General features: G+C 60.8%; 14 protein-coding genes. 10 read left to right on the top strand and 4 right to left on the bottom strand.

Annotation, left to right across the window (positions count from 1 at the left end; genetic code table 11):
* Window positions 1-6 precede the first annotated feature (6 nt).
* The 4 genes from ACYU7Z_RS07745 to ACYU7Z_RS07760 all read right to left on the bottom strand — a co-directional run bounded on the left by ACYU7Z_RS07745 (window position 7) and on the right by ACYU7Z_RS07760 (window position 7473).
* Window positions 7-1770, bottom strand: coding sequence for a cellulase family glycosylhydrolase (locus tag ACYU7Z_RS07745; protein WP_460569055.1), 1764 nt, complete (start codon window positions 1768-1770; stop codon window positions 7-9).
* 112 nt (window positions 1771-1882) lie between these two features.
* Window positions 1883-2779, bottom strand: coding sequence for a hypothetical protein (locus tag ACYU7Z_RS07750; protein WP_460569057.1), 897 nt, complete (start codon window positions 2777-2779; stop codon window positions 1883-1885).
* 30 nt (window positions 2780-2809) lie between these two features.
* Complete coding sequence (locus ACYU7Z_RS07755) at window positions 2810-4321, bottom strand: RagB/SusD family nutrient uptake outer membrane protein (protein ID WP_460569059.1); 1512 nt, start codon at window positions 4319-4321, stop codon at window positions 2810-2812.
* A 20-nt stretch (window positions 4322-4341) separates the two neighbouring features.
* A complete protein-coding gene (locus ACYU7Z_RS07760; protein ID WP_460569061.1) occupies window positions 4342-7473 on the bottom strand; it encodes a SusC/RagA family TonB-linked outer membrane protein in 3132 nt (1043 codons plus the stop codon).
* 212 nt (window positions 7474-7685) lie between these two features.
* Between ACYU7Z_RS07760 and ACYU7Z_RS07765 the strand changes: the two genes are divergently transcribed.
* The 10 genes from ACYU7Z_RS07765 to argH all read left to right on the top strand — a co-directional run bounded on the left by ACYU7Z_RS07765 (window position 7686) and on the right by argH (window position 19979).
* On the top strand, window positions 7686-10577 hold the full coding sequence (locus ACYU7Z_RS07765; protein WP_460569063.1) for a ligand-binding sensor domain-containing protein: 2892 nt from the start codon (window positions 7686-7688) through the stop codon (window positions 10575-10577).
* Between the two features lie 290 nt (window positions 10578-10867).
* Window positions 10868-11563 (top strand): GNAT family N-acetyltransferase, encoded by a 696-nt coding sequence (locus ACYU7Z_RS07770; RefSeq protein WP_460569065.1) that lies wholly within the window; start codon window positions 10868-10870, stop codon window positions 11561-11563.
* Window positions 11564-11731: 168 nt separating this feature from the next.
* Window positions 11732-12931 carry an argininosuccinate synthase gene (argG, locus tag ACYU7Z_RS07775; RefSeq protein ID WP_460569067.1) on the top strand — a complete coding sequence of 400 codons (1200 nt, stop codon included), beginning with the start codon at window positions 11732-11734 and terminating at the stop codon, window positions 12929-12931.
* Window positions 12921-13895: an N-acetyl-gamma-glutamyl-phosphate reductase gene (argC, locus tag ACYU7Z_RS07780; protein ID WP_460569069.1), complete on the top strand. Its 975-nt coding sequence runs from the start codon at window positions 12921-12923 to the stop codon at window positions 13893-13895. The genes argG and argC overlap by 11 nt, the downstream gene beginning before the upstream one ends.
* Window position 13896: 1 nt before the next feature.
* Window positions 13897-14697: a pyrroline-5-carboxylate reductase family protein gene (proC, locus tag ACYU7Z_RS07785; RefSeq protein WP_460569071.1), complete on the top strand. Its 801-nt coding sequence runs from the start codon at window positions 13897-13899 to the stop codon at window positions 14695-14697.
* Window positions 14694-15854: an aspartate aminotransferase family protein gene (locus ACYU7Z_RS07790; protein ID WP_460569073.1), complete on the top strand. Its 1161-nt coding sequence runs from the start codon at window positions 14694-14696 to the stop codon at window positions 15852-15854. Before proC ends, ACYU7Z_RS07790 begins: the two co-directional genes overlap by 4 nt.
* Window positions 15855-15876: 22 nt before the next feature.
* Window positions 15877-16833: a Rossmann-fold NAD(P)-binding domain-containing protein gene (locus ACYU7Z_RS07795; RefSeq protein ID WP_460569075.1), complete on the top strand. Its 957-nt coding sequence runs from the start codon at window positions 15877-15879 to the stop codon at window positions 16831-16833.
* A complete protein-coding gene (argB, locus tag ACYU7Z_RS07800) occupies window positions 16830-17615 on the top strand; it encodes an acetylglutamate kinase (RefSeq protein ID WP_460569077.1) in 786 nt (261 codons plus the stop codon). The genes ACYU7Z_RS07795 and argB overlap by 4 nt, the downstream gene beginning before the upstream one ends.
* The gene (locus tag ACYU7Z_RS07805) at window positions 17608-18681 is read left to right on the top strand and encodes a zinc-binding metallopeptidase family protein (RefSeq protein ID WP_460569079.1); all 1074 of its coding nucleotides are present in this window, start codon (window positions 17608-17610) and stop codon (window positions 18679-18681) included. The genes argB and ACYU7Z_RS07805 overlap by 8 nt, the downstream gene beginning before the upstream one ends.
* Entirely contained in the window at window positions 18678-19979 is a 1302-nt protein-coding gene (gene argH / locus ACYU7Z_RS07810; RefSeq protein WP_460569081.1) for an argininosuccinate lyase, read from the top strand. The genes ACYU7Z_RS07805 and argH overlap by 4 nt, the downstream gene beginning before the upstream one ends.
* The last annotated feature ends 8 nt before the right edge of the window (window positions 19980-19987 follow it).

Consider the following 19987-nt stretch of genomic DNA (forward strand, 5'->3'; position numbering starts at 1 on the left):
GAGAGATCAATGGCTGCCGTTTTCAGGCAGCGCCACAAAACGCACATAGTTCAGCGCGAGCACGTCGCCGGCCGACCCGATGCGGATCCGGTTGCGCCCCGCGGGCAGTTGCACGGGCTCCGAACGGCTGTCCTGCCAGCCGCTTCCCGATGGCCCGCTGAGGGGCACCGCCTGCCCGTTGACCCAGAGCAGCGGGGCGCCGCCTTCGGGAAGAACCCGGAGCTGCAGGGTATAGGTGCCGGCTGTTTGTACCTCCACCGTGTATTGCAGCCACTCCGACGATCCGAGTCCGGCTACGGCATAGCCCATGCTGTTACTGTCGGTGCAGGGCAATATATCTACGGGATCGTTGCGGAAGGCCCAGCCGCGGTTCCACTCGGTCCGCTTTCCGGTCGACACCCAGTAGTTGCCGGAGTCGCGGGCAAAGTAGGCTTCGCCGTTGCGGCCCATGTCGAAGTGAACGGCCCATACCAGCGGCTCGCTGTCGACCACCTGCGGGCGGAAGGGGCGCGTTTCGCGCGAGTCCACCTGGCGGAAGAGCGCGTCCAGCACGTCGGGATGGAGCTGCACACGGTCGCTGCGGCTGTCGCGCGCAAGCTGCATAAGCCCCCGGAAAGCCGCGTCGGCGCTTGGTTTGGGACCCTGGCCCTTGAGCCAGGACTGCAGGGCGCGGAAGTCGTCGTTGTTGCGGATCTCGAAGGGATTGTTCATGCCCATCTTCTTCAGTGGCCACCAGGCCCAGCCAATGCGGTGGCGCTCGAGCAGGGCAACGGCATCGCGAAACCAGGCGTTCGAATTCTCGCCCGACTCACCCATCCAAAGCGGGATGTTGTAGCGCTTCCGCAGCTCGCTGATACCGGCGAGGGCGCCGTCATTGTTGTCGTTCCAGTATTTGTGAAAGCTGAGGGCCATGTTGGCGTCCCAGGGTGGCAGCACCCCGAGGTAGTTATTGCCCCAGCAATTGCCTTCGATGATGATCAGGTGATTCCTGTCGACGCTGCGTACGGCTTTCGTGAGGCGCATGTAGAAGGGACGCAGCCCCGCGTTGGTCGTGTCGTTGCAGCCATGGCTGTCGGCGGGATTCGTAAAGTTCCAGTTCGGCTCGTTCACGAGATCGTAGGCACCGATCCAGGGCTCACGGGCATAGCGGGCGGCGAGCTTCTTCCAGAGCGCAACGGTCTTGTCCTGCGCCGCGCGGCTTTGCCAGAGCGAAGGCTGGCTGCTGTCGCGGTCGGCGATGGGCAGGTCGGCGCCTTGCCCGCCGGGAGCGGCGTGCAGGTCGAGAATGAGGTACATCTTGTTGGCGCTGCACCAGCGCAGGAGCGAATCGGTGAGGGTGAAGCCCTTCTGGATCCAGGTGTTGCGGCCGCGAACGGGCTCCTGCTCCACCGGGAGCGTAAAGAGGTTGTAGTGCATCGGCAGGCGCACCGAGTTGAAGCCCCAGGCCGCCAGCGAATCGATGTCGGCGCGCGTGATGAACTGCTGCAGCCAGGCTTCGTAAAAAGCGTCGGTACGCTCCTTGCCTACGAGGCCTTCGAGGCGCGCGCGGAATTCCTGCTGGTTTACCGGTCCGCCCGAGATCCCGAGCATATAGGGCTCCTGCAGCATCCAGCCGCCAAGTCCCATCCCCCGTAGAAGTACGGGACGGTTGCTGCCGTCGACGATCGTGTCGCCGGAAGCGTGCAGGTAACCCTGTGCTGTTGCGGGCCCCGCTGCGAGCAGCGACAGGCCGAAAGCCAGGAGGAATGGTATCGTTTTTTTCAGGGGCAAGGGCGTAGGATTGGCGCAGCAGGGAAAGAAAGGGGGCTTGGAGCCTGGAAAAGCCCCAAAGACCCGCCTTTGCTTGTGACTGCTTGCTTATGTCAGAGAAAAACTGCCTTGGTTAGGGTTTCGGCTTGAAGGTGAACTTCCACTGGCCCCAGCTGTACATCTTCCGCACTACGAGGCGCGTCGGAGTCAGCTCGAGGATCTCGTAGGTGTTCGATGTCTCGGGCGCGGCGATGGTACCATTTTGCCCGGCCTTGTACAGGCCAAGGTGCGCGCCGGTGCCGATCACCTTCAGCTGGTTGTTGCCGATGACCTGGTAGGTAAAATTGCCCGTGCCCCAGGCGCGGTATTGCGGCTGGATCTGGGTAGCAGGATAGCAGGCAATGGCCGTTCCCGAGCCGGCCATGTCGGCGGGCCAGGGCTGACCGCCTTCATCGTCAACGCGCAGGTCGCCCTTGTCGTCGAAGTTGAAGGAGCCGTCCATCTTGAAGGTATACTCGTCGTTGAAGAGACAGGTACGGTCGGGCGCGCTGACGTCGGAAGCCGAGTTGGCCCACCACTGCGCACCGCCCGGGTCGCCCACGAACAGGGCGCCGCCGCCCGGCTGGTCGAGGATCCAGGTCTTCGAGCTGAAACCCGAGAGGATCTTCTGCGGTGTAATGGCTGCCGGGTCGTCGGTAGCCACGTTGAGGGTCTGTGTGGCGCTGTCCACACCCGCCTGGCCATACACCAGCAGGCGCAGCCTGTAGTTGCCGTGGTCGGGGAAATAGACCGTGTCGACGGACTTGCCCGTTACATAGGCGCCGGTAGACTTATCCCAGTCGTAGCGGAAGGCATCCGTAGAAGTACTGGTAAGGAGGTATTTGTTTACCGAGCCCGACACGGGGGTGACGGTAAAGGAAGCCTTGGGTTTCGGCGCCAGGTCCTTAACGCTGTACTTGCAGGCCGCAAAGCCGATGCAAAGCGTCAGTACTGCCAGGGCCGGGGCGGTATAGATCGATAATTTTTTCATGTACTTGGTTTTTTGAGCAGGTTGGCCGGATTAATAATTGGGGTTTTGTGCGAGGTGACCCGACAGCACGTCGAACTGCGGGATCGGCAGGACCTCGTGCTTGCCGGACACGAAGCCCAGCGAGCCGAATTCGGCCGTGCCGCGGCCCCAGCGCACTACGTCCTGGAAGCGATGGCCCTCAAAGGCAAGCTCCAGCATTCGCTCGGTCATGATGTCGTTCATCGTTACCGTGCCCAGGGCCGGCAGGTTCGTACCCGGGCGCTGGCGCACCATGTTGATGTAGGTAAGTGCCTTCGGCGTGTTGCCGGCGTTGAAGTTCGCTTCAGCGGCCATCAGCAGCACGTCGGCATAGCGAACGAGGCGCCAGTTGGTACCGTAGTTCAGCTCACCCACGGGCGAGCCGGTCTGCGTCTGGAAGGAGCCATACTTGCGCTGGAAGTAACCCGAGAAATCCCAGGCACCGTCGTTGGTCCAGTTGCCGCCCCCGGCGACGAGCTCGGCCTTCGACATCATCGTTGCACGGCGGCGGTTCACGTCGTTGGCAGCCTGGAAGGCGTCCCACAGCTTCTGGCGCGGCAGGTTGAAGCCCCAGCCGGCGAGCAGCGAATCGCTCGGTGCTTTCGTATAGTAATCGGCACGCGGTCCCATCAGCTGGATGTGGATGTTGCTCTCCGGAGCGCCTCCCCAGGGGAAGTTGCCCCAGTCGTAAGCACGCATGTTGGTATAGGAGATCTCGAACAGCGACTCGGAGCCGAATTCACCCGCCTGCGAGAACACTTTGCCGATGCTGGGCTCGAGGCCGTACTGGCCCGAAGTAATTACGCTCTCGAATGCCGTGGCGGCCTCTGCGTATTTCTTTTGGTACAGGAGCGCCTTGCCAAGGATGGCCTGCGCCGACCCTTTCGACATGCGGAAGCGGTCGCCGCTGCCGTACGTGCTCTTCAGCGGAAGATCAGCGATGGCCTCGTTGAGGTCACGCTCGATCTGCGCATAGATATCGGCTTTCGGCGAGCGCGGCGTGTTGGTGAACTGCGAGGGCAGCAGGTCGCCCAGCACCAGCGGAGCGTCGCCCCACAGCGATACCACCTCGAGATAGTTGTAGGCGCGGAGGGCTTTCGCTTCGGCAACGAGGCGCTTGCGCAGCGGGTTGTTCACCTCGGTGCGGCTGATCAGCTTGTTGGCGCGGTAGATCGTGTAATAAAAGAGGCGCCAGGAGTCGCGCACCTTGTCGTTGCTGGCATCGAAGGTGTAGTCGTCGAGCTGCTGATAGCCCGGCTGGTCACCGGCATCGGAGCCGCCGGCGTTGCTTTCGTCCGACAGCATCGTCTTCACTACGTAGGGGCTTGCCCAGTTGTTGTTGTAGTGCGCCTGCATCATGTCGTAGATGGCAATGGTGCCCTGCTGGATCTCGGCGTCGGTCTTGTAGAAATCCTGCTCGGGAAGCGTGCCCTGAACGGGCTGGTCCAGGAACTTCTTGCAGCCGCTGGTCATGAGCCCCAGCCCGAGGCAAAGAAATCCGGTTTTTATAAAAAGCGTCTTCATTGTGTGCAATCGTTTTAGGATTAGAAGGAAATGTTTACACCTACCGTGGCCTTGCGCGGGATGGGATAACCGCCGCGGTCGATGCCGATGCTGTTACCGCCGTTGTTGCCCACCTCGGGGTCAACACCCGGGTACTTCGTGAAGGTGAAGAAGTCGTCGAGCGACACGTAGATGCGCGCATTGGTCATACCGGCGTGGCGGAGCACCGTGGGTGCGAAGTTGTACCCGAGCTGCAGCTGGCGGATGCGCATGAACGATCCGTCGAACACCATCATATCGCCATTGTAGATATACTGGTTGCTGGTGTTGGCCGCAAACCAGGTGTTGGTGCTTCCTTCGCCCGTCCAGCGGTTGTTGAAGAAGAAGGCCGGCTTGTTGGCGGTCGCCCGGTCGGTGCGGTTGAAGCCCATAAGCACCTTGTTGCCCGTCTGGCCCTGTGCGAGGATGTTGAAGTCGAAGCCTTTGAACTCAAGCTTCAGGTGTGCGCCGTAAATGAAGTCGGGGTGCGGCGAGCCGATATAGGTCTGGTCGCCCGAGTTGATCAGGTGGTCGCCGTTAACGTCCACTACGATCGGCTCACCCGGCTTCGGTGTATAGCCGGTCAGGCCGTTCTTCGTGATGTAGTCGGAGATCTGCGCCTGGTTCTGGAAGATGCCGTTTGTCTGGTAGCCCTGGAAGTACCAGATCGGGTAGCCCACCTGCATGGCGGTCGCCGTCCAGCCGGTGCCGATGCCGGCGCCGTTGATGATGGGCGAGTTGGGATCGAGGTAGGTTACCTTGTTGTTCAGCGTGCTGAAGTTGCCGCCGATCTCCCAGCTGAAGCCGCGGAGGCGCTTCGAAGGCTGGCGGAAGTTGACATCCACATCCCAGCCCTTGTTCACTACGTTGCCGGCGTTTACGGTCGAAATGAAGTTTCCGACGTAGAGCGGTACGGTACCCGCGGTGAGGAGGTCCTTGGTGGTTTTCTTGTAGTAGTCAACGGTCACGGTTAGGCGGTTTTGCAGGAAGGCCAGGTCGGCGCCGATGTCAACCTGCTCGCTGGTTTCCCAGGTCAGCTCGGGGTTCGGGAGCGATCCGGGAGCAGCGCCCTGCAGCGGTGCGCCGGTAGCGTCGTAATAGAAGCCCGAAGGAACGATCTTGTTCATCCACTCACCGACACCGAGGGAGCCGACCGAACCGGCCTGGCCCCAGCTGGCGCGCAGCTTACCGTAGTTGACAGCGCGGCGGATGCGCTCGGGGAAGAAGTTCTCGTTGCTGAATACCCAGCCAGCCGAAACACCGGGGTAGGTCTTCCAGAGATTTCCGGGTGCGGCCTTCGAGGTACCGTCGCGGCGCAGCGAGGCCATGAACAGGTACTTGTTCTCGAAGTCGTAGTTGAGGCGACCGAAGAACGAGGCCTGCGAGTAGTCGGTGCGGCCCACGCCGATCGACGCGTTGTTGTTATTATTATAGGAGCCGTACGAAAAGCGCTCTTCCTCGCGGAACAGGCCGGTAAAGCCGCCACCCATATGGAACTCGTGCCACTTCTGGGCCGAGATGCCACCGAGCAGGGTGAAGTTGTGCGAGCCGAACTTGCGGTTGTAGGTAGCGAAGTTCTCCAGCTGCCAGTAGTTCCAGTTGTCGTAGTACGCGTAGCCACCCGATTGCTCAGCGAGGCTCTCGCTGGAGAACCAGAAGCGCGGGTTCCAACCGTTGCCATTCTGGAAGGCGTTGTCGATACCGAAGCGCGACGTGAACTTAAAGCCTTTGAAAGGCGTCAGGTCGATATAGGCCGAGCCCTGGATCTTGCTTTGGATATTCTCGCCGTGCTGGTTGCGGATTCGGGCTACCGGGTTGCCGTACTCACCTTTCAGGTAGTTCGACAGGCCATAGAGGTTGCCGTTGGGATCGTACAGGAGCAGCGACGACACGGGGGTGTTGTTGGCCGTAACGAGGTTGTTGAGCGCATTCTGTACGTGCGCCGGGTAGTTGTTCGGATCGGTATACACAACCGGGGTAGTGGGATCCATCACGAGGGCGCTCGACAGGATGGAGCCGAACTCGTTGTTCTCGGAGATGGCGGCGCGGTGGTGGTTGATGTAGTTGAAGCGGACACCGATGTTCATCCACTCCTTTACTTTATAGTCGCCGTTGAAGCGGGCGGTATAGCGCTTGAAGAAGGAATTCGAGCCGCCTACGATACCATCGGAGGTAAACACGTTACCACCGATGAAATAGTTGCCGCGGTCGTTGCCACCTGATACGGAAAGGCTGTGGTGCTGCTGCGGGGCGTCGACGAGTACCTCGTTGAGCCAGTTGGTGCCGGCACCGAGGTTGGCCACGGAAGCAAAGGTGGGAGCACCGGCAACACCCGCCTCGTTGAGGTACTGGGCATATTGCTGGGCATCCATCATCTTGATGAAGTCCTTCTTGAGCGACTGGACCGTGTACTGGCCCGAGTAGTTGATCACCGGGCGGGCGACGCCTTTGCCGCTCTTGGTGGTGATGAGGATAACCCCGTTACCGGCATCGGAGCCGTAGATGGCAGCCGAGGCGGCATCTTTGAGGATGTCCATCGACTGGATGTCGTTGGGGTCGATCGACTCGAGGCCGCCCATGCGCACCCCGTCGACGATATACACTGGGTCGGTAGCCCGGTTGGAGGCGGTACCGCGGATGCGGACCGACAGGCCGGCACCCGGCTGGCCCGAGGTGGGCAGGACGGTCACACCCGACACGCGGCCCTGGAGGGTCTGCTCGATCCGGGTGTTGGAGACCGACTGGAGCTGCTCGGCCTTGACCGAGGAGATGGAGCCGGTAACGACCGCCTTACGCTGCTGGCCGTAACCCACCACCACCACTTCATTCATGGTGCCGGCGGCGCCCGTCAGCGACACGTTGACCGGTCCGCTTCCGCTGACCAGCACGTCCTGCGCATCCATACCTACATAAGTAAGGTGTAGCGTACTGCCGGCCTTGGGTACCGTAATGGTATACTGGCCCTGGGCGTTCGTGGTGACCGTGGTATTGGAACCGCGGACCGAGACGGTTACTCCGGCGAGAGGCTCATTGCTCGCGTTGGTCACCCTCCCGGTGACCGTTAGCTCCTGGGCATAGACGCCTGAGCTTGTCGCATAGAGCAGTGTACATAGCAAGGCAATTTTCAATTTCATACACAAGCGTTTTGAAGGGTGTAGTTTGATTTGCGGGGCGGCAGCTGGCTGCCCGACCCGGCCGTAAAAGTAGCCTTCCCGGTAAGCAAAGCCCTCATTTTCCACTACATCACTACTACATCAGCCCTGCTACTTTGCAGGAAATCAGGGCTTTTTCACCCCTTCACCACTACATCAATCAAAATTTAGTTAAATTCACATCCACGATTGCCATGAAACCCGGAGCCTTTCTCTTGACTCTCCTGCTGCTGGCCGCCAACCTCTGGAGCCAGAATACCATCGGCCTTCCCGAGATCCGCAATTTCGGGAAGCAGAGCTATCGTGCCGGCACCCAGAGCTGGCAGATCCGGCAGGACAGCCGGGGCATCCTCTACTTCGCGAACAATGACGGACTGCTGAGCTTCGACGGCACCTATTGGCATACCTACCCCCTTCCCAACAAAACCATTGTCCGGTCGATAGAGATGGGCGCCAATGGCCGGATTTACGTGGGCGGGCAGGATGAGCTGGGCTATTTTGCCCCCGAGGCCAACGGCCAGCTGGCCTTTCACTCCCTGAAAACCCTCATTCCGGCCGCCGACCGCTCCTTCGCCGACGTCTGGAACATTGTTTCCTTTGGCAACAGCCTTTTTTTCCGCACCAGCGACAAGATCTTCCAGCTTACCGGCGAGAAAGTGACCGTTTCCCACAGCACCGACTGGCGCTTTATGGCCGAATGCAACGGGCAGCTCCTTGTCCAGGACAACCCACGCGGCCTGCTCCGCTTCCGCGACGGCCTCTGGGAGCCGCTTCTGCCCGGCGCCGAGTACCCGAAAGACTTTCTCAGCACGGGCCTCCTCCCCTACGGTCGCGACACTATGCTGATGACCACCTTCCGCCACGGGTCCTTCCTGCTGGCCGGCGGTCGCCTTATCCCCTTCCGTACAGCCGACCTCGACAAGATCGCCGGACGTCTTATTTATACAGCCACCGTGGCCGACCCGCAGCACTACCTGCTGGCCACCACCCTCGAGGGCTGCTATATCGTGGACCGCAAGGGCAACATCACCCAAAGCTTTACCCGCCGCGAGGGGCTCCAGAACAATAATATTCTCTCCGTTTACTTCGACCGGGAGCGGAACCTATGGCTGGGTCTCGACAACGGCATCGACTTCGTGACCTACGACAGCCCCGTGCGCCATATTTATCCCTCGCTTCAGAACGAGGGCTCGGGATATACGTCGATGATCTATGGCGGCAAGCTGTACATCGGCACTTCCAACGGCCTCTACGAGGTGCCCCTCGACGGCTCGCGCGACCTCAGCTACGCCCGGAGCTCCTTTGTGCCTGTAGCCGGCGCCCAGGGCCAGGTTTGGAACCTGTCGCAGGTGAATGGCCGGCTGCTCATGGGCCACCACGAGGGCGCCTTCGAGGTCAGTGGCGACAGGGTGCGGCAGCTCGCCGGCGGTAGCGGCTACTGGGCGTTCTTCCCCTATTCCAACGTGCTGCCCTCCGAGCTGGTCGTGGCCGGCACCTACAACGGCATCCGCCTGTTCGGGTCGAACGGGCAGGGCTTCCAGCTGCGCGACCAGGCCGCCCCTTTCGAGTCGGCCCGCTTTATCAGCATCGACAACAACGACCGCACGATCTGGGTGGCACACCCCTACAAGGGCATCTACCGCGTCCGCTTCGACGCAGCGCTGCGGCCCGAGGTGCGGCGCTACGCCAGCGGCGACGGCCTGCTGTCGATCAACAACAACTACATCTTCAAGATCCGCAACCGGATCATCGCCACCACCGAGAACGGCGTATTCGAGTACAACCCCGCCCGCGACCGCTTCGAGCCGTCGACCTATTTCAAGGGATTGTACAACCAGCCCAATATCCGCCTCATGAAGGAAGACAGCGAGGGCAACATCTGGTTCGTACGCGACAAGAAGGTGGGCGTGCTGCTCGGCACCGACAAGCCGCAGCTCGTTTACCTCCCCGAGCTGACCGACAAGCTGGTGAACGGTTTTGAATACATCAACCCCATCGACCCCGAAAACGTGCTGATCGGCGCCGAGCGGGGCTTCGTGCACATCAACTTCCGCAAGTACCTGGAGCGCCGCCATCGCCTCGAGGTGCTGCTCCGGAGCATGCGCAGCAGCGGCCGCGGCGATTCGCTCCTCTATGGTGGCTTCGGCCCGCTACCGGAAGGCCTCCAGGTACCGCATCATTCCAACACGGTGCATTTCGAGTTCGCCTCGACCTCCTACGGCGACCAGGAAAACATCGAGTATTCCTGCCGGCTCCGCGGGCTCGACAAGGAATGGTCGGAGTGGTCGAGGCGCGTGGAGCGCGAGTTCCAGCACCTTTCGCCGGGCACCTATTATTTCGAGGTAAAGGCCCGCAACAGCCTCGGCCAGGAATCAGCGCTGCAGTCGTACAAGTTTACCGTGCTCCCGCCCTGGTACCTCAGCTGGTGGGCCTATGTGCTGTATGCCTTGCTGCTGGGCGCCGGCGCCTTCGGCATCGTGCAATACCAGCGGCGCAAGTTCCGCGGGCAGCAGGAACGCCACGAGGAGGAGCAGCGCCGTCTCCTGTACCTGCACCAGCTCGAGCTGGAAAAGACCGAGAAAGAAATTATCCGCCTGCAGAACGAAAAGCTCGAGGCCGAGATCGCCCACAAGAACTCGCAGCTCGCCTCTACGGCGATGCACCTTGTGCAAAAGGGCGAGATGCTCGGCCGCCTGAAAGACGAGCTCTCGCGCATCCGCAAGAAGATCGAAAGCGAGGCCGCCACCGAGGATTTCAAGAAGGTGATCCGCATCCTCCACGAGGAAGAGAAGATCAACGACGAGTGGGATAACTTCAGCCACCACTTCGACAAGGTGCACGGCAACTTCCTGTCGGCCCTGAAGGCCCGCTACCCGGCGCTGACGCCCAATGAGCTGAAGCTCTCGGCCTACCTCCGCATGAACCTGAGCAGCAAGGAGGTGGCGCAGCTGATGAACATCTCGGTCCGCGGTGTGGAGATTAGCCGGTACCGGCTCCGGAAGAAGCTGCAGCTGTCCACCGAGACCAACCTCTTCGAATTCCTCATCGGCATCCAGCCGCTCGACGGAAATTCTTCGGCCAACTAAGAGAACGCCCTTATCCGACAGCATTTTTTTAACGTTGGAAACCTTCCGGCGGTGCTATATTTGCGCTTTCTAATCGATGAATACGGGCACACATAACAAACACTTCATCTTCTTTACACCGGCGCTGACCCGGATGTACGACGTGTGCTTCGACCTTTTCCGCTACCTGTCACGACGCAGATTCTGATAGGCCGAGCCGCTCACCAGGGCCCCTATCAGTGAATGCGCTCCGGAACAGTTTTTTCCTTGGGATTGGTTATCCTTTCAAACTCTAATTTTTTACGGATATCGTGGAGAATCAGCAGATCATTATCAGGGTCGCGACCCCTGCCGATGCAGTCTATGCCGAAACCATCGTTGATGAGATGGCGGCTTCTGCCAAAGCGCGTGGTACCGGTATTGCCCGGCGCAGCCCCGAGTACGTGGCGCAGAAGATGCAGGAAGGCAAGGCCGTCATTGCCCTGACGGGCGATGGCCGCTGGGTCGGCTTTTGCTATATCGAAACCTGGGAAGGTGAGTACGTGGCCAACTCGGGGCTGATCGTATCGCCGGAGTTCCGCAAGGGCGGCGTGGCCAAGGCCATCAAGCAGCGGATCTTCGAGCTGAGCCGCGAGAAGTACCCCGATGCGAAGATCTTCGGCCTCACCACCGGTCTTGCCGTGATGCGCATCAACAGCGAGCTGGGCTACGAGCCGGTGACCTACTCCGAGCTCACGCAGGATGAGAAGTTTTGGGCAGGCTGCAAAAGCTGCGTCAACTACGACATCCTCATGAGCAAGGAGCGCAAGAACTGCCTCTGCACCGCGATGCTCTTCGATCCGAAGGAGCACGTGGTGGCCGAAGAGCAGAAGAAGGAATTCGAAAAGCGCAAGCCCGTTTTCGAGCGCCTCCTCCGCTTCAAGCAGAACCGCTTCCTGAAGCGCCTCAACATCGACCGCAACAGCGGCCGCAAGCTGAAAATGATTTTGTTTAACCTGTTGTCCTGATAGCGAAGGTGCGGAGAGAAAGAACGCAGATCCACCTTGGGTGGATACGCAGATATTTTAAGATTGGTTATGATTTGCTAGGCACAAAAGCATATCTGCGTCAATCTTAACAATCATAAAAAATCTGCGTTCTTTCTCTACCGCGCCACAGGCGCCAAATAAACGACCATGAAGAAAATTGTCCTGGGATTCAGCGGTGGGCTCGACACCTCCTACTGCGTCAAGTACCTCACCGAAGAAAAAGGCTACGAGGTGCACAGCGTCATCGTCAATACCGGCGGCTTCAGCGCCGAAGAACTCAAAGCCGTGGAGGCACATGCCTACAAGCTGGGAGTGAAGACGCATACCACTGTCGACGCCGTTCGCTCCTACTACGAGCGCATTATCAAATACCTTGTCTTCGGCAACGTGCTGAAGAATAATACCTACCCGCTGAGCGTATCGGCGGAGCGCCTCGTGCAGGCCCTGCACATTGCCGAGCACGCGAAAAAGCTGGGCGCCGATGCGGTGGCCCACGGCTCCACGGGCGCCGGCAACGACCAGGTGCGCTTCGACATGATCTTCCACATCCTCGTCCCGGGTCTCGAGATCCTCACGCCCATCCGCGACCTGCGGCTCAGCCGCGAGGAAGAGATCGCCTACCTCAAAAGCAAGGGCGTGGACATGAACTTCGAGAAGGCCATGTACTCCATCAATAAAGGACTTTGGGGTACCTCCGTCGGCGGCCGCGAAACGCTCCGCTCCAACGGCGCCCTCCCCGAGGAAGCCTGGCCCACACAGGTAACCAAGACCGGCTCCGAGAATATCACGCTTCGCTTCGAAAAAGGCGAGCTTACCGCCGTTAACGATACGGTCTACGAGCACCCGGTCGACGCCATCAACGCGCTGCAGGCGCTCGCAGCGCCCTACGGCATCGGCCGCGACATCCACGTGGGCGACACCATCATCGGCATCAAGGGCCGCGTGGGCTTCGAGGCCGCCGCGCCCCTCATCATCATCAAGGCCCACCACGCGCTCGAAAAGCACGTGCTCACCAAGTGGCAGCTGAACTGGAAAGACCAGCTGGCGCTGTTTTACGGCAACTGGCTCCACGAGGGACAGATCCTCGACCCGGTGATGCGCGATATCGAAGCCTTCTTCACGAACAGCCAGGAAAACGTAAGCGGCACCGTATTTATACAACTCCTTCCCTACCGCTTCCAGGTCAATGGAATCGAAAGCCCCTTCGACCTGATGAGCGACCGCTTCGGCAAGTACGGCGAGATGAACACGGGTTTTACCGGCGAAGACGTACGCGGCTTCAGCAAGATCTTCGGCAACCAGACCGCTATTTACCAACAAGTCAAAAAAGCCGGTCATGAAGGTTAGGGCCGGAATCGTAGGCGGCGCCGGCTATACCGGTGGCGAGCTCCTCCGCCTCCTGTTGAACCATCCGGAGGTGGAAATCGCCTTCGTGCACAGCCGCAGCCAGGCCGGGAGCCCGGTAACCTCCATCCACGGCGACCTGCTCGGCGAAACAGACCTTTCGTTTACCGGCGAGCTCTCCGGCGAGATCGACGTGCTGTTTCTCTGCGTCGGCCATGGTGAAGCCCGCAAATTTTTGTCGGAGAACGAAATCCCTCCGGCTGTCCGCGTGATCGACCTGTCGCAGGATTTCCGGCTTTCGGGCCGCGCCACGATCGATGGCCGCAGCTTTGTATACGGTCTCCCGGAGCTCCGGCGCGACAGCATCCGCGGCGCGCAGAATATCGCCAACCCAGGCTGCTTCGCCACCGCCATCCAGCTGGCCCTGCTGCCGCTGGCTAAGGCGGGCAAGCTCGGAGAAGTGTATGCCACGGGCATCACCGGCTCCACCGGCGCGGGCCAGGGTCTCAGCGCGACCTCGCATTTCAGCTGGCGCGCCAACAACATCCAGGCCTATAAAACGCTCAGCCACCAGCACGGCGGCGAGATCGGCCAGTCGGTAGCATCGCTGCAACCCGAAGGCTTTGCGCTCAACTTCGTGCCCTGGCGCGGCGACTTCGCCCGCGGCATCTTCGTCAGTGCTACCATGGACTTCGGGGGCACCCAGGATGAAGCCTTAGCGCTCTTCGACGATTTTTATAAGGAGCATCCCTTCACGGTGGTCAGCAAGAGCGCGATCCACCTGAAGCAGGTGGTTAATACCAACAAATGCCTGCTGCAACCCGAGGTGGCCGGCGGCAAGCTCGTGGTACACAGTGCCATCGACAACCTGCTCAAAGGAGCGTCGGGGCAGGCGGTACAAAATATGAACCTCCTGTTCGGGCTCGATGAGCAGGCAGGCCTTCACCTCAAACCCCTCGCGTTCTGATATGAAAGCAGCCATCATCGGCGCCGGCAACATCGGCAGGGCACTCGCCCAGGGCCTCGTGGAATCGGGCACGGCCGCGGCTTCCGACATACGACTTACGCGCCGCAACGCTTCGTCACTGGAAGCCCTAGCCGCCGAAGGCTTTGCCACCGGCAGCGATAACCGCGCCGCCGTGCAGGATGCCGAGATCATTTTCCTCTGCATTCTCCCGCAACAGCTCAACGCGGTACTCGATGAGATCGCCCCGGTGCTTCAGCCGCAAAAGCAATTGGTCGTATCGGTCGTCACCGGCGCGCACAGCAGCGACTTGCGCACGCATCTTGGTGCCGAGGCCCGGATCATCCGTGCCATGCCCAACACTGCGCTCCGCGTGAAGGCCAGCATGACCTGCCTGGCCGCCTCGGGCGCTACAGCCGGAGACCTGCAGCTCGTACAAAGCATCTTTGCCACGATGGGCACTTCGATCGTAATCAACGAGGAGCTGATGAGCGCGGCCACGGCACTCTGCGCCTGCGGCATCGCCTTCTTCCTCCGCAGCATCCGCGCCGCGGCGCAGGGTGGCGTGGAGATCGGCTTCCATGCGCAGGATGCGATCCGGATCGCCGCACAAACGGCACTCGGAGCCGCACAACTCCTGCTGCAGAACGGCTCGCACCCCGAAGAGGAGATCGACAAAGTGACCTCGCCCAAAGGCTGCACCATCGCAGGACTCAACGAAATGGAGCACCAGGGACTGAGCTCCGCACTGATCAAAGGCATTAAACTGTCGGCCTCCATCGCCGGCGAACTGTATAAGAAATGAAACTATTCGACGTTTACCCGGTCAACGACATTACTATCGCCCGCGCCGAAGGCAGCTATGTTTGGGACGATGCCGGCACCCGCTACCTCGACCTCTATGGCGGCCATGCCGTGATCTCCATCGGTCACACGCACCCGCACTGGGTGAAGCGTATCGAGGAGCAGCTGCACCGCATCGCCTTTTATTCCAACTCGGTAAAGATCCCGGTACAGCAACAGCTGGCCGAGAAGCTGGGCACCGTCAGCGGCCGCCCCGATTACCAGCTGTTCCTCTGCAACAGCGGCGCCGAGGCGAATGAGAACGCGCTCAAGCTTGCTTCCTTTCATACCGGTCGGAAGAAGGTGGTTGCCTTCCGCAAATCCTTCCACGGACGTACCTCGCTGGCCGTTGCCGCCACCGACAATCCTTCGATCGTGGCGCCGGTAAACGAAACCGACAATATTGTATTTCTACCGTATAACGACGAGGCAGCGCTTCGCGACTGGTTCGCCGCTCATGGCTCCGAAACGGCAGCTGTGATCATCGAGGCCATCCAGGGTGTTGGTGGCATTACCGTAGCCACCGACGCGTTCCTCCAGGCGATCCGCTCCCTGTGCAACGAGCACGGCGCCGTATTCATCGCCGACGAGGTGCAGTGCGGCTATGGGCGCAGCGGTCGCTTCTTTGCCACCGACACTGCCGGCGTCGACGCGGATATCTACAGCATGGCCAAGGGCATGGGCAACGGCTTCCCGATCGGGGGCATCCTCATCGCCCCGCACTTCGGCGCGAAGCATGGCCTGCTGGGCACCACCTTCGGCGGTAACCACCTTGCCTGCGCCGCGGCACTGGCCGTGCTCGAAGTGATCGAGCGCGAAGGCCTGATGGCCAATGCGGCCGAAACCGGCAACTGGCTGATGGGCGAGCTCCGCAACATCCCGCAGCTGGAAAACGTACGCGGCAAAGGACTCATGATCGGATTCGACCTGCCGGCGCATCTCAAAACCCTGCGCAGCCGCCTGCTGCAGGAGTACCGTATTTTTACGGGTGAGGCAAAGCCGTCGGTCGTGCGCCTGCTTCCCGCGCTGAGCCTCGGCCGCGCCGAAGCCAACAGCTTCCTTGAAAGCCTGCGCGGGGCCATTGCAGCGCTCGAAGCAACCCCGGTTGCCACCTCCTAATATTTACCTGTATACGAACTACATGAAGAATTTTCTCTCCGCCGATGATGTATCCGATATAGTCGCCCTCGCCGACAGCGCCGCCGCTTTCAAGGCCGCGCCGCGCTCGGCCGAAACGCTGGGCCGGGGACTGCGTATCGGATGCCTGTTTCTCAACCCGAGCCTCCGCACCCGCCTCAGCACGCAGGTGGCCGCGCAGCAACTCGGCATGGAAGCCATCGTATTCAACGTCGGCGCCGAAGGCTGGGCCCTTGAGTTCGAGGAAGGCGCCGTGATGAACGGCACGACTGTAGAGCACGTCAAGGACGCCGCGCCGATCCTGGGACAATATTTCGATATCCTCGCCATCCGCACCTTTCCCGGGCTGAAGGACCGCGCCGAGGACTACAGCGAGCGCTACATCACCCAGTTTGTAAAGTATGCGGGCATTCCGGTGGTTAGCCTCGAAAGCGCCACGCTGCACCCGCTGCAAAGCCTTGCCGACCTCCTTACGATCCGCGAAAGCTTCGGCACGGAGCGTCGCCCGAAAGTGGTGCTCAGCTGGGCACCGCATGTGAAGGCCCTGCCGCAGTGCGTATCCAACAGCTTCGCGCAGTGGATGACGGCCTGGGGCGGCTGCGACTTCGTGGTCACGCACCCCGAAGGCTATGCGCTCGATCCGAAATATACCCGCGGCGCGCAGATCACGCAGAACCAGGACGAGGCGCTCCAGGGTGCCGACTTCGTGTATGTAAAAAACTGGAGCTCCTACGAACAATACGGGCAGGTGCTGAGCAACGACGAAAGCTGGATGCTCACGCTCGATAAGCTCAAAGCAACCAACGAAGCCCGCGTGATGCATTGCCTCCCGGTGCGGCGCAACGTGGAGCTGAGCGACGAAGTGCTCGACAGCCCGCACAGCATTGTCACCCAACAGGCCGGTAACCGTGTGTGGTCGGCCCAGGCCGTTCTCGCCGAAATCCTCCGCAGCCGCCCATGAAGGAAGTAGCTGTCATCAAGATCGGAGGCAACATCATCGATGATGCCGCCAGCCTGCAACAGTTCCTGGTGCAGTTTGCCGCCGTGCCCGGACCCAAGGTACTGGTGCATGGCGGTGGCAAGCTCGCTACACGCCTCGCCGCCGACCTGCAGATCCCGCAGCAGCTTGTCGACGGGCGCCGCATCACCGACGCCGAGACACTGAAGGTGGTGACGATGGTCTATGCCGGTCTCGTCAACAAAACGATCGTAGCGGGTCTGCAGGCGCTGCATTGCCCGGCCATCGGGCTATCGGGTGCCGACGGTGATGTTGTTCGCGCGCGCAAGCGCAGCGGGGCGGCCCTTGACTATGGCTTTGTGGGCGACGTGGAAGCAGTGAATGCCGACCTGCTGCAAACGCTGCTCGAAGCCGGGCAAAGCGTGGTGCTCGCACCCATCACCCACGATGGAAAGGGACAGCTGCTCAACACCAACGCCGATACCATCGCACAGGAAACCGCTACCGCCCTTGGCAGCCTCTTCCGCGTGCGGCTCGTTTACTCATTTGAAAAAGCCGGTGTGCTCCGCGATGCCGACGACGACAACTCTGTAATTTCATCCATCGATCCCGACAGCTACCGCTCGCTCAAAGCGACGGGCGTGGTGTCGGGCGGCATGCTTCCGAAGCTCGATAACGCCTTCCGCGCGCTCGCCGCCGGGGTTTCGGAGGTCATCATAGGGAAGGCGGAAGAACTGCCCGCGCTCCTGTCGGGAACTAGCGGCACACGGATTCACCATGGCTAACTACACCCTCGAATCATTGCAATCGAAAGCGCTGCAGCTCCTGCAGGCGCTCATCGCGATACCCTCCCTGAGCCGGCAGGAAGCCGATACTGCGGCCTGTATTGCCGGCTTCCTACGGGCAGAAGGCGTTCCCGTAGAAATACAGGGATACAACGTCGTTGCCCGGAGTCGTCACTTGGACGAAGGAAAGCCCACCTGGCTGCTCAACTCCCACCACGATACGGTAAAGCCCGCCATCGGCTACAGCCGCGACCCGTTCGAGCCTTCGATCGAAGGGGGACGCGTGTACGGCCTTGGCTCCAACGATGCCGGCGGGCCGCTCGTGGCGCTGATCGCCGCCTTTCTTTATTATTGGGATGATGCCGGATGCCCCTTCAACCTGGTGCTGGCCGCTACCGCCGAAGAGGAGATCTCGGGACGAGGCGGCGTGGAATCCATCCTGCCGCTGCTGGGCGGCATCGACGGCGCGCTGGTGGGTGAGCCGACGCAGATGCAACTGGCCGTAGCCGAGCGAGGACTCCTCGTGATCGACGCGCTGGCCGAGGGACGCGCGGGACATGCTGCGCGCAACGAAGGCGAAAGCGCCCTGCTGAAAGCCGTAGCCGACATCAGCAAGCTGCAGAACCTTCGCTTCGAAAAAGTATCGCCCTTCCTGGGCCCTGTCAGCTGCAACGTTACCGTCATCGAAACGGAGAACAAGGCCCACAACGTGGTGCCGGCACAGTGCCGCTTCGTGATCGACGTGCGCGTGAACGAATGCTATACACTGGAAGAAGTGCTGGAGCGCCTGCAAGGTGAACTGACCAGCACGCTGATGCCCCGCAGCCTCCGGCTCCGGTCGTCGGTCATCGGCGACGAGCACCCGCTGCTCCGCGCCGGTAAAGCGCTGGGACGTGTGCCCTACGGCTCGCCGACAACATCCGACAAGGCGCTGATGCCTTTCCCGGCGCTCAAGATCGGGCCCGGCGACTCGGCACGCAGCCATACTGCCGATGAATGGATCGGCATCGACGAACTCAACGAGGGCATCGCCCTGTACATCGAACTCTTAAAGAAATCGGTATGAAACTCTGGCAGAAAGACAGTACGGCCGTATCGGCACAGATCGAAACTTTTACCGTAGGCCGCGACCGCGAGTTCGACCTTCTCCTGGCGCCCTACGACGTGCAGGGCTCGATCGCACACGTGACGATGCTGGGCGAGGTAGGCCTGATGACAGCGGAAGAATCGGCCACCGCGGTTGCTGCGTTGCAGGAGATCGCCCGTGAGATCGAAGAAGGAAGCTTTGTGCTGGAAGAAGGTGTCGAAGACATTCACTCGCAGGTGGAGCTGCTGCTCACCCGCCGCATCGGCGACATTGGCAAGAAGATCCACAGCGGCCGCAGCCGCAACGACCAGGTCGCTGTTGACAGCAAGCTGTTTCTCCGGGCGCAGCTCCTGCTGGTAAAGGACGATGTGCAGGCGCTTTTCGCACTGCTGCAGCAGCAAAGTGAGCGGTTTAAGCAGGTACTCCTGCCCGGCTACACGCACCTTCAACTCGCTATGCCTTCTTCTGTGGGTCTCTGGCTGGGCGCTTATGCCGAAAGCCTTGTTGACGACCTGCTCTTGCTGGCGGCTGCCTACGAGATGGCCAACAAGAACCCGCTGGGCAGCGGTGCCGGCTATGGCTCCTCGCTCCCGCTGAACCGCAGGCGCACCACTGAGCTGCTTGACTTCGGGGACCTGCATTATAACTCGGTGTACGCGCAAATGAGCCGCGGCAAAACAGAGCGCTTCACGGCCACCGCGCTTGCGGCCGTTGCGGCGACCGCGGGCAGGCTTGCCATGGATTGCTGCCTCTACCTCAACCAGAATTTCGATTTTATCTCCTTCCCTTCCGAGCTCACAACGGGCAGCAGCATCATGCCGCACAAGAAGAACCCGGATGTATTCGAGCTCGTACGCGGCAAATGCAACCGTCTTCAATCAGTACCGAACGAGCTGGCGCTGCTGCTCGGCAACCTGCCGTCGGGCTACCACCGCGAGCTGCAGCTGACCAAGGAAATTCTTTTCCCCGCCATCACCGAGCTGCGCTCCTGCCTGCAAATGATGGTGCTGATGCTCGAAAAGCTCCAGGTCCGCGAAGGCATCCTCCAGGAAGAAAAGTACCGCTACGTATTCAGCGTGGAGGCGGTCAACGAGCTCGTTAATCAGGGCGTTCCCTTCCGCGAGGCCTACCGAAGCGTGGGCAACGACATCGAGGCCGGCAACTTCCAGTACGATGCCGGCAAGGAGCTGAAGCATACGCACGAAGGCAGCATCGGCAACCTCTGTACCGCAGAAATACGGGCCGCTTTCGAGCGCGTGCTGGCACGCTTCGCGTAGCCGATGCA

It is taken from the genome of Flaviaestuariibacter terrae (assembly GCF_054777635.1).

Bases quoted from the DNA above. Each gene is read 5' to 3' on its own strand.
- ACYU7Z_RS07750 (WP_460569057.1), bottom strand. From the start codon at position 2,779: ATGAAAAAATTATCGATCTATACCGCCCCGGCCCTGGCAGTACTGACG.
- ACYU7Z_RS07755 (WP_460569059.1), bottom strand. From the start codon at position 4,321: ATGAAGACGCTTTTTATAAAAACCGGATTTCTTTGCCTCGGGCTGGGG.
- ACYU7Z_RS07760 (WP_460569061.1), bottom strand. From the start codon at position 7,473: ATGAAATTGAAAATTGCCTTGCTATGTACACTGCTCTATGCGACAAGC.
- ACYU7Z_RS07765 (WP_460569063.1), top strand. From the start codon at position 7,686: ATGAAACCCGGAGCCTTTCTCTTGACTCTCCTGCTGCTGGCCGCCAAC.
- argG (WP_460569067.1), top strand. From the start codon at position 11,732: ATGAAGAAAATTGTCCTGGGATTCAGCGGTGGGCTCGACACCTCCTAC.
- argC (WP_460569069.1), top strand. From the start codon at position 12,921: ATGAAGGTTAGGGCCGGAATCGTAGGCGGCGCCGGCTATACCGGTGGC.
- proC (WP_460569071.1), top strand. From the start codon at position 13,897: ATGAAAGCAGCCATCATCGGCGCCGGCAACATCGGCAGGGCACTCGCC.
- ACYU7Z_RS07790 (WP_460569073.1), top strand. From the start codon at position 14,694: ATGAAACTATTCGACGTTTACCCGGTCAACGACATTACTATCGCCCGC.
- ACYU7Z_RS07795 (WP_460569075.1), top strand. From the start codon at position 15,877: ATGAAGAATTTTCTCTCCGCCGATGATGTATCCGATATAGTCGCCCTC.
- argB (WP_460569077.1), top strand. From the start codon at position 16,830: ATGAAGGAAGTAGCTGTCATCAAGATCGGAGGCAACATCATCGATGAT.
- ACYU7Z_RS07805 (WP_460569079.1), top strand. From the start codon at position 17,608: ATGGCTAACTACACCCTCGAATCATTGCAATCGAAAGCGCTGCAGCTC.
- argH (WP_460569081.1), top strand. From the start codon at position 18,678: ATGAAACTCTGGCAGAAAGACAGTACGGCCGTATCGGCACAGATCGAA.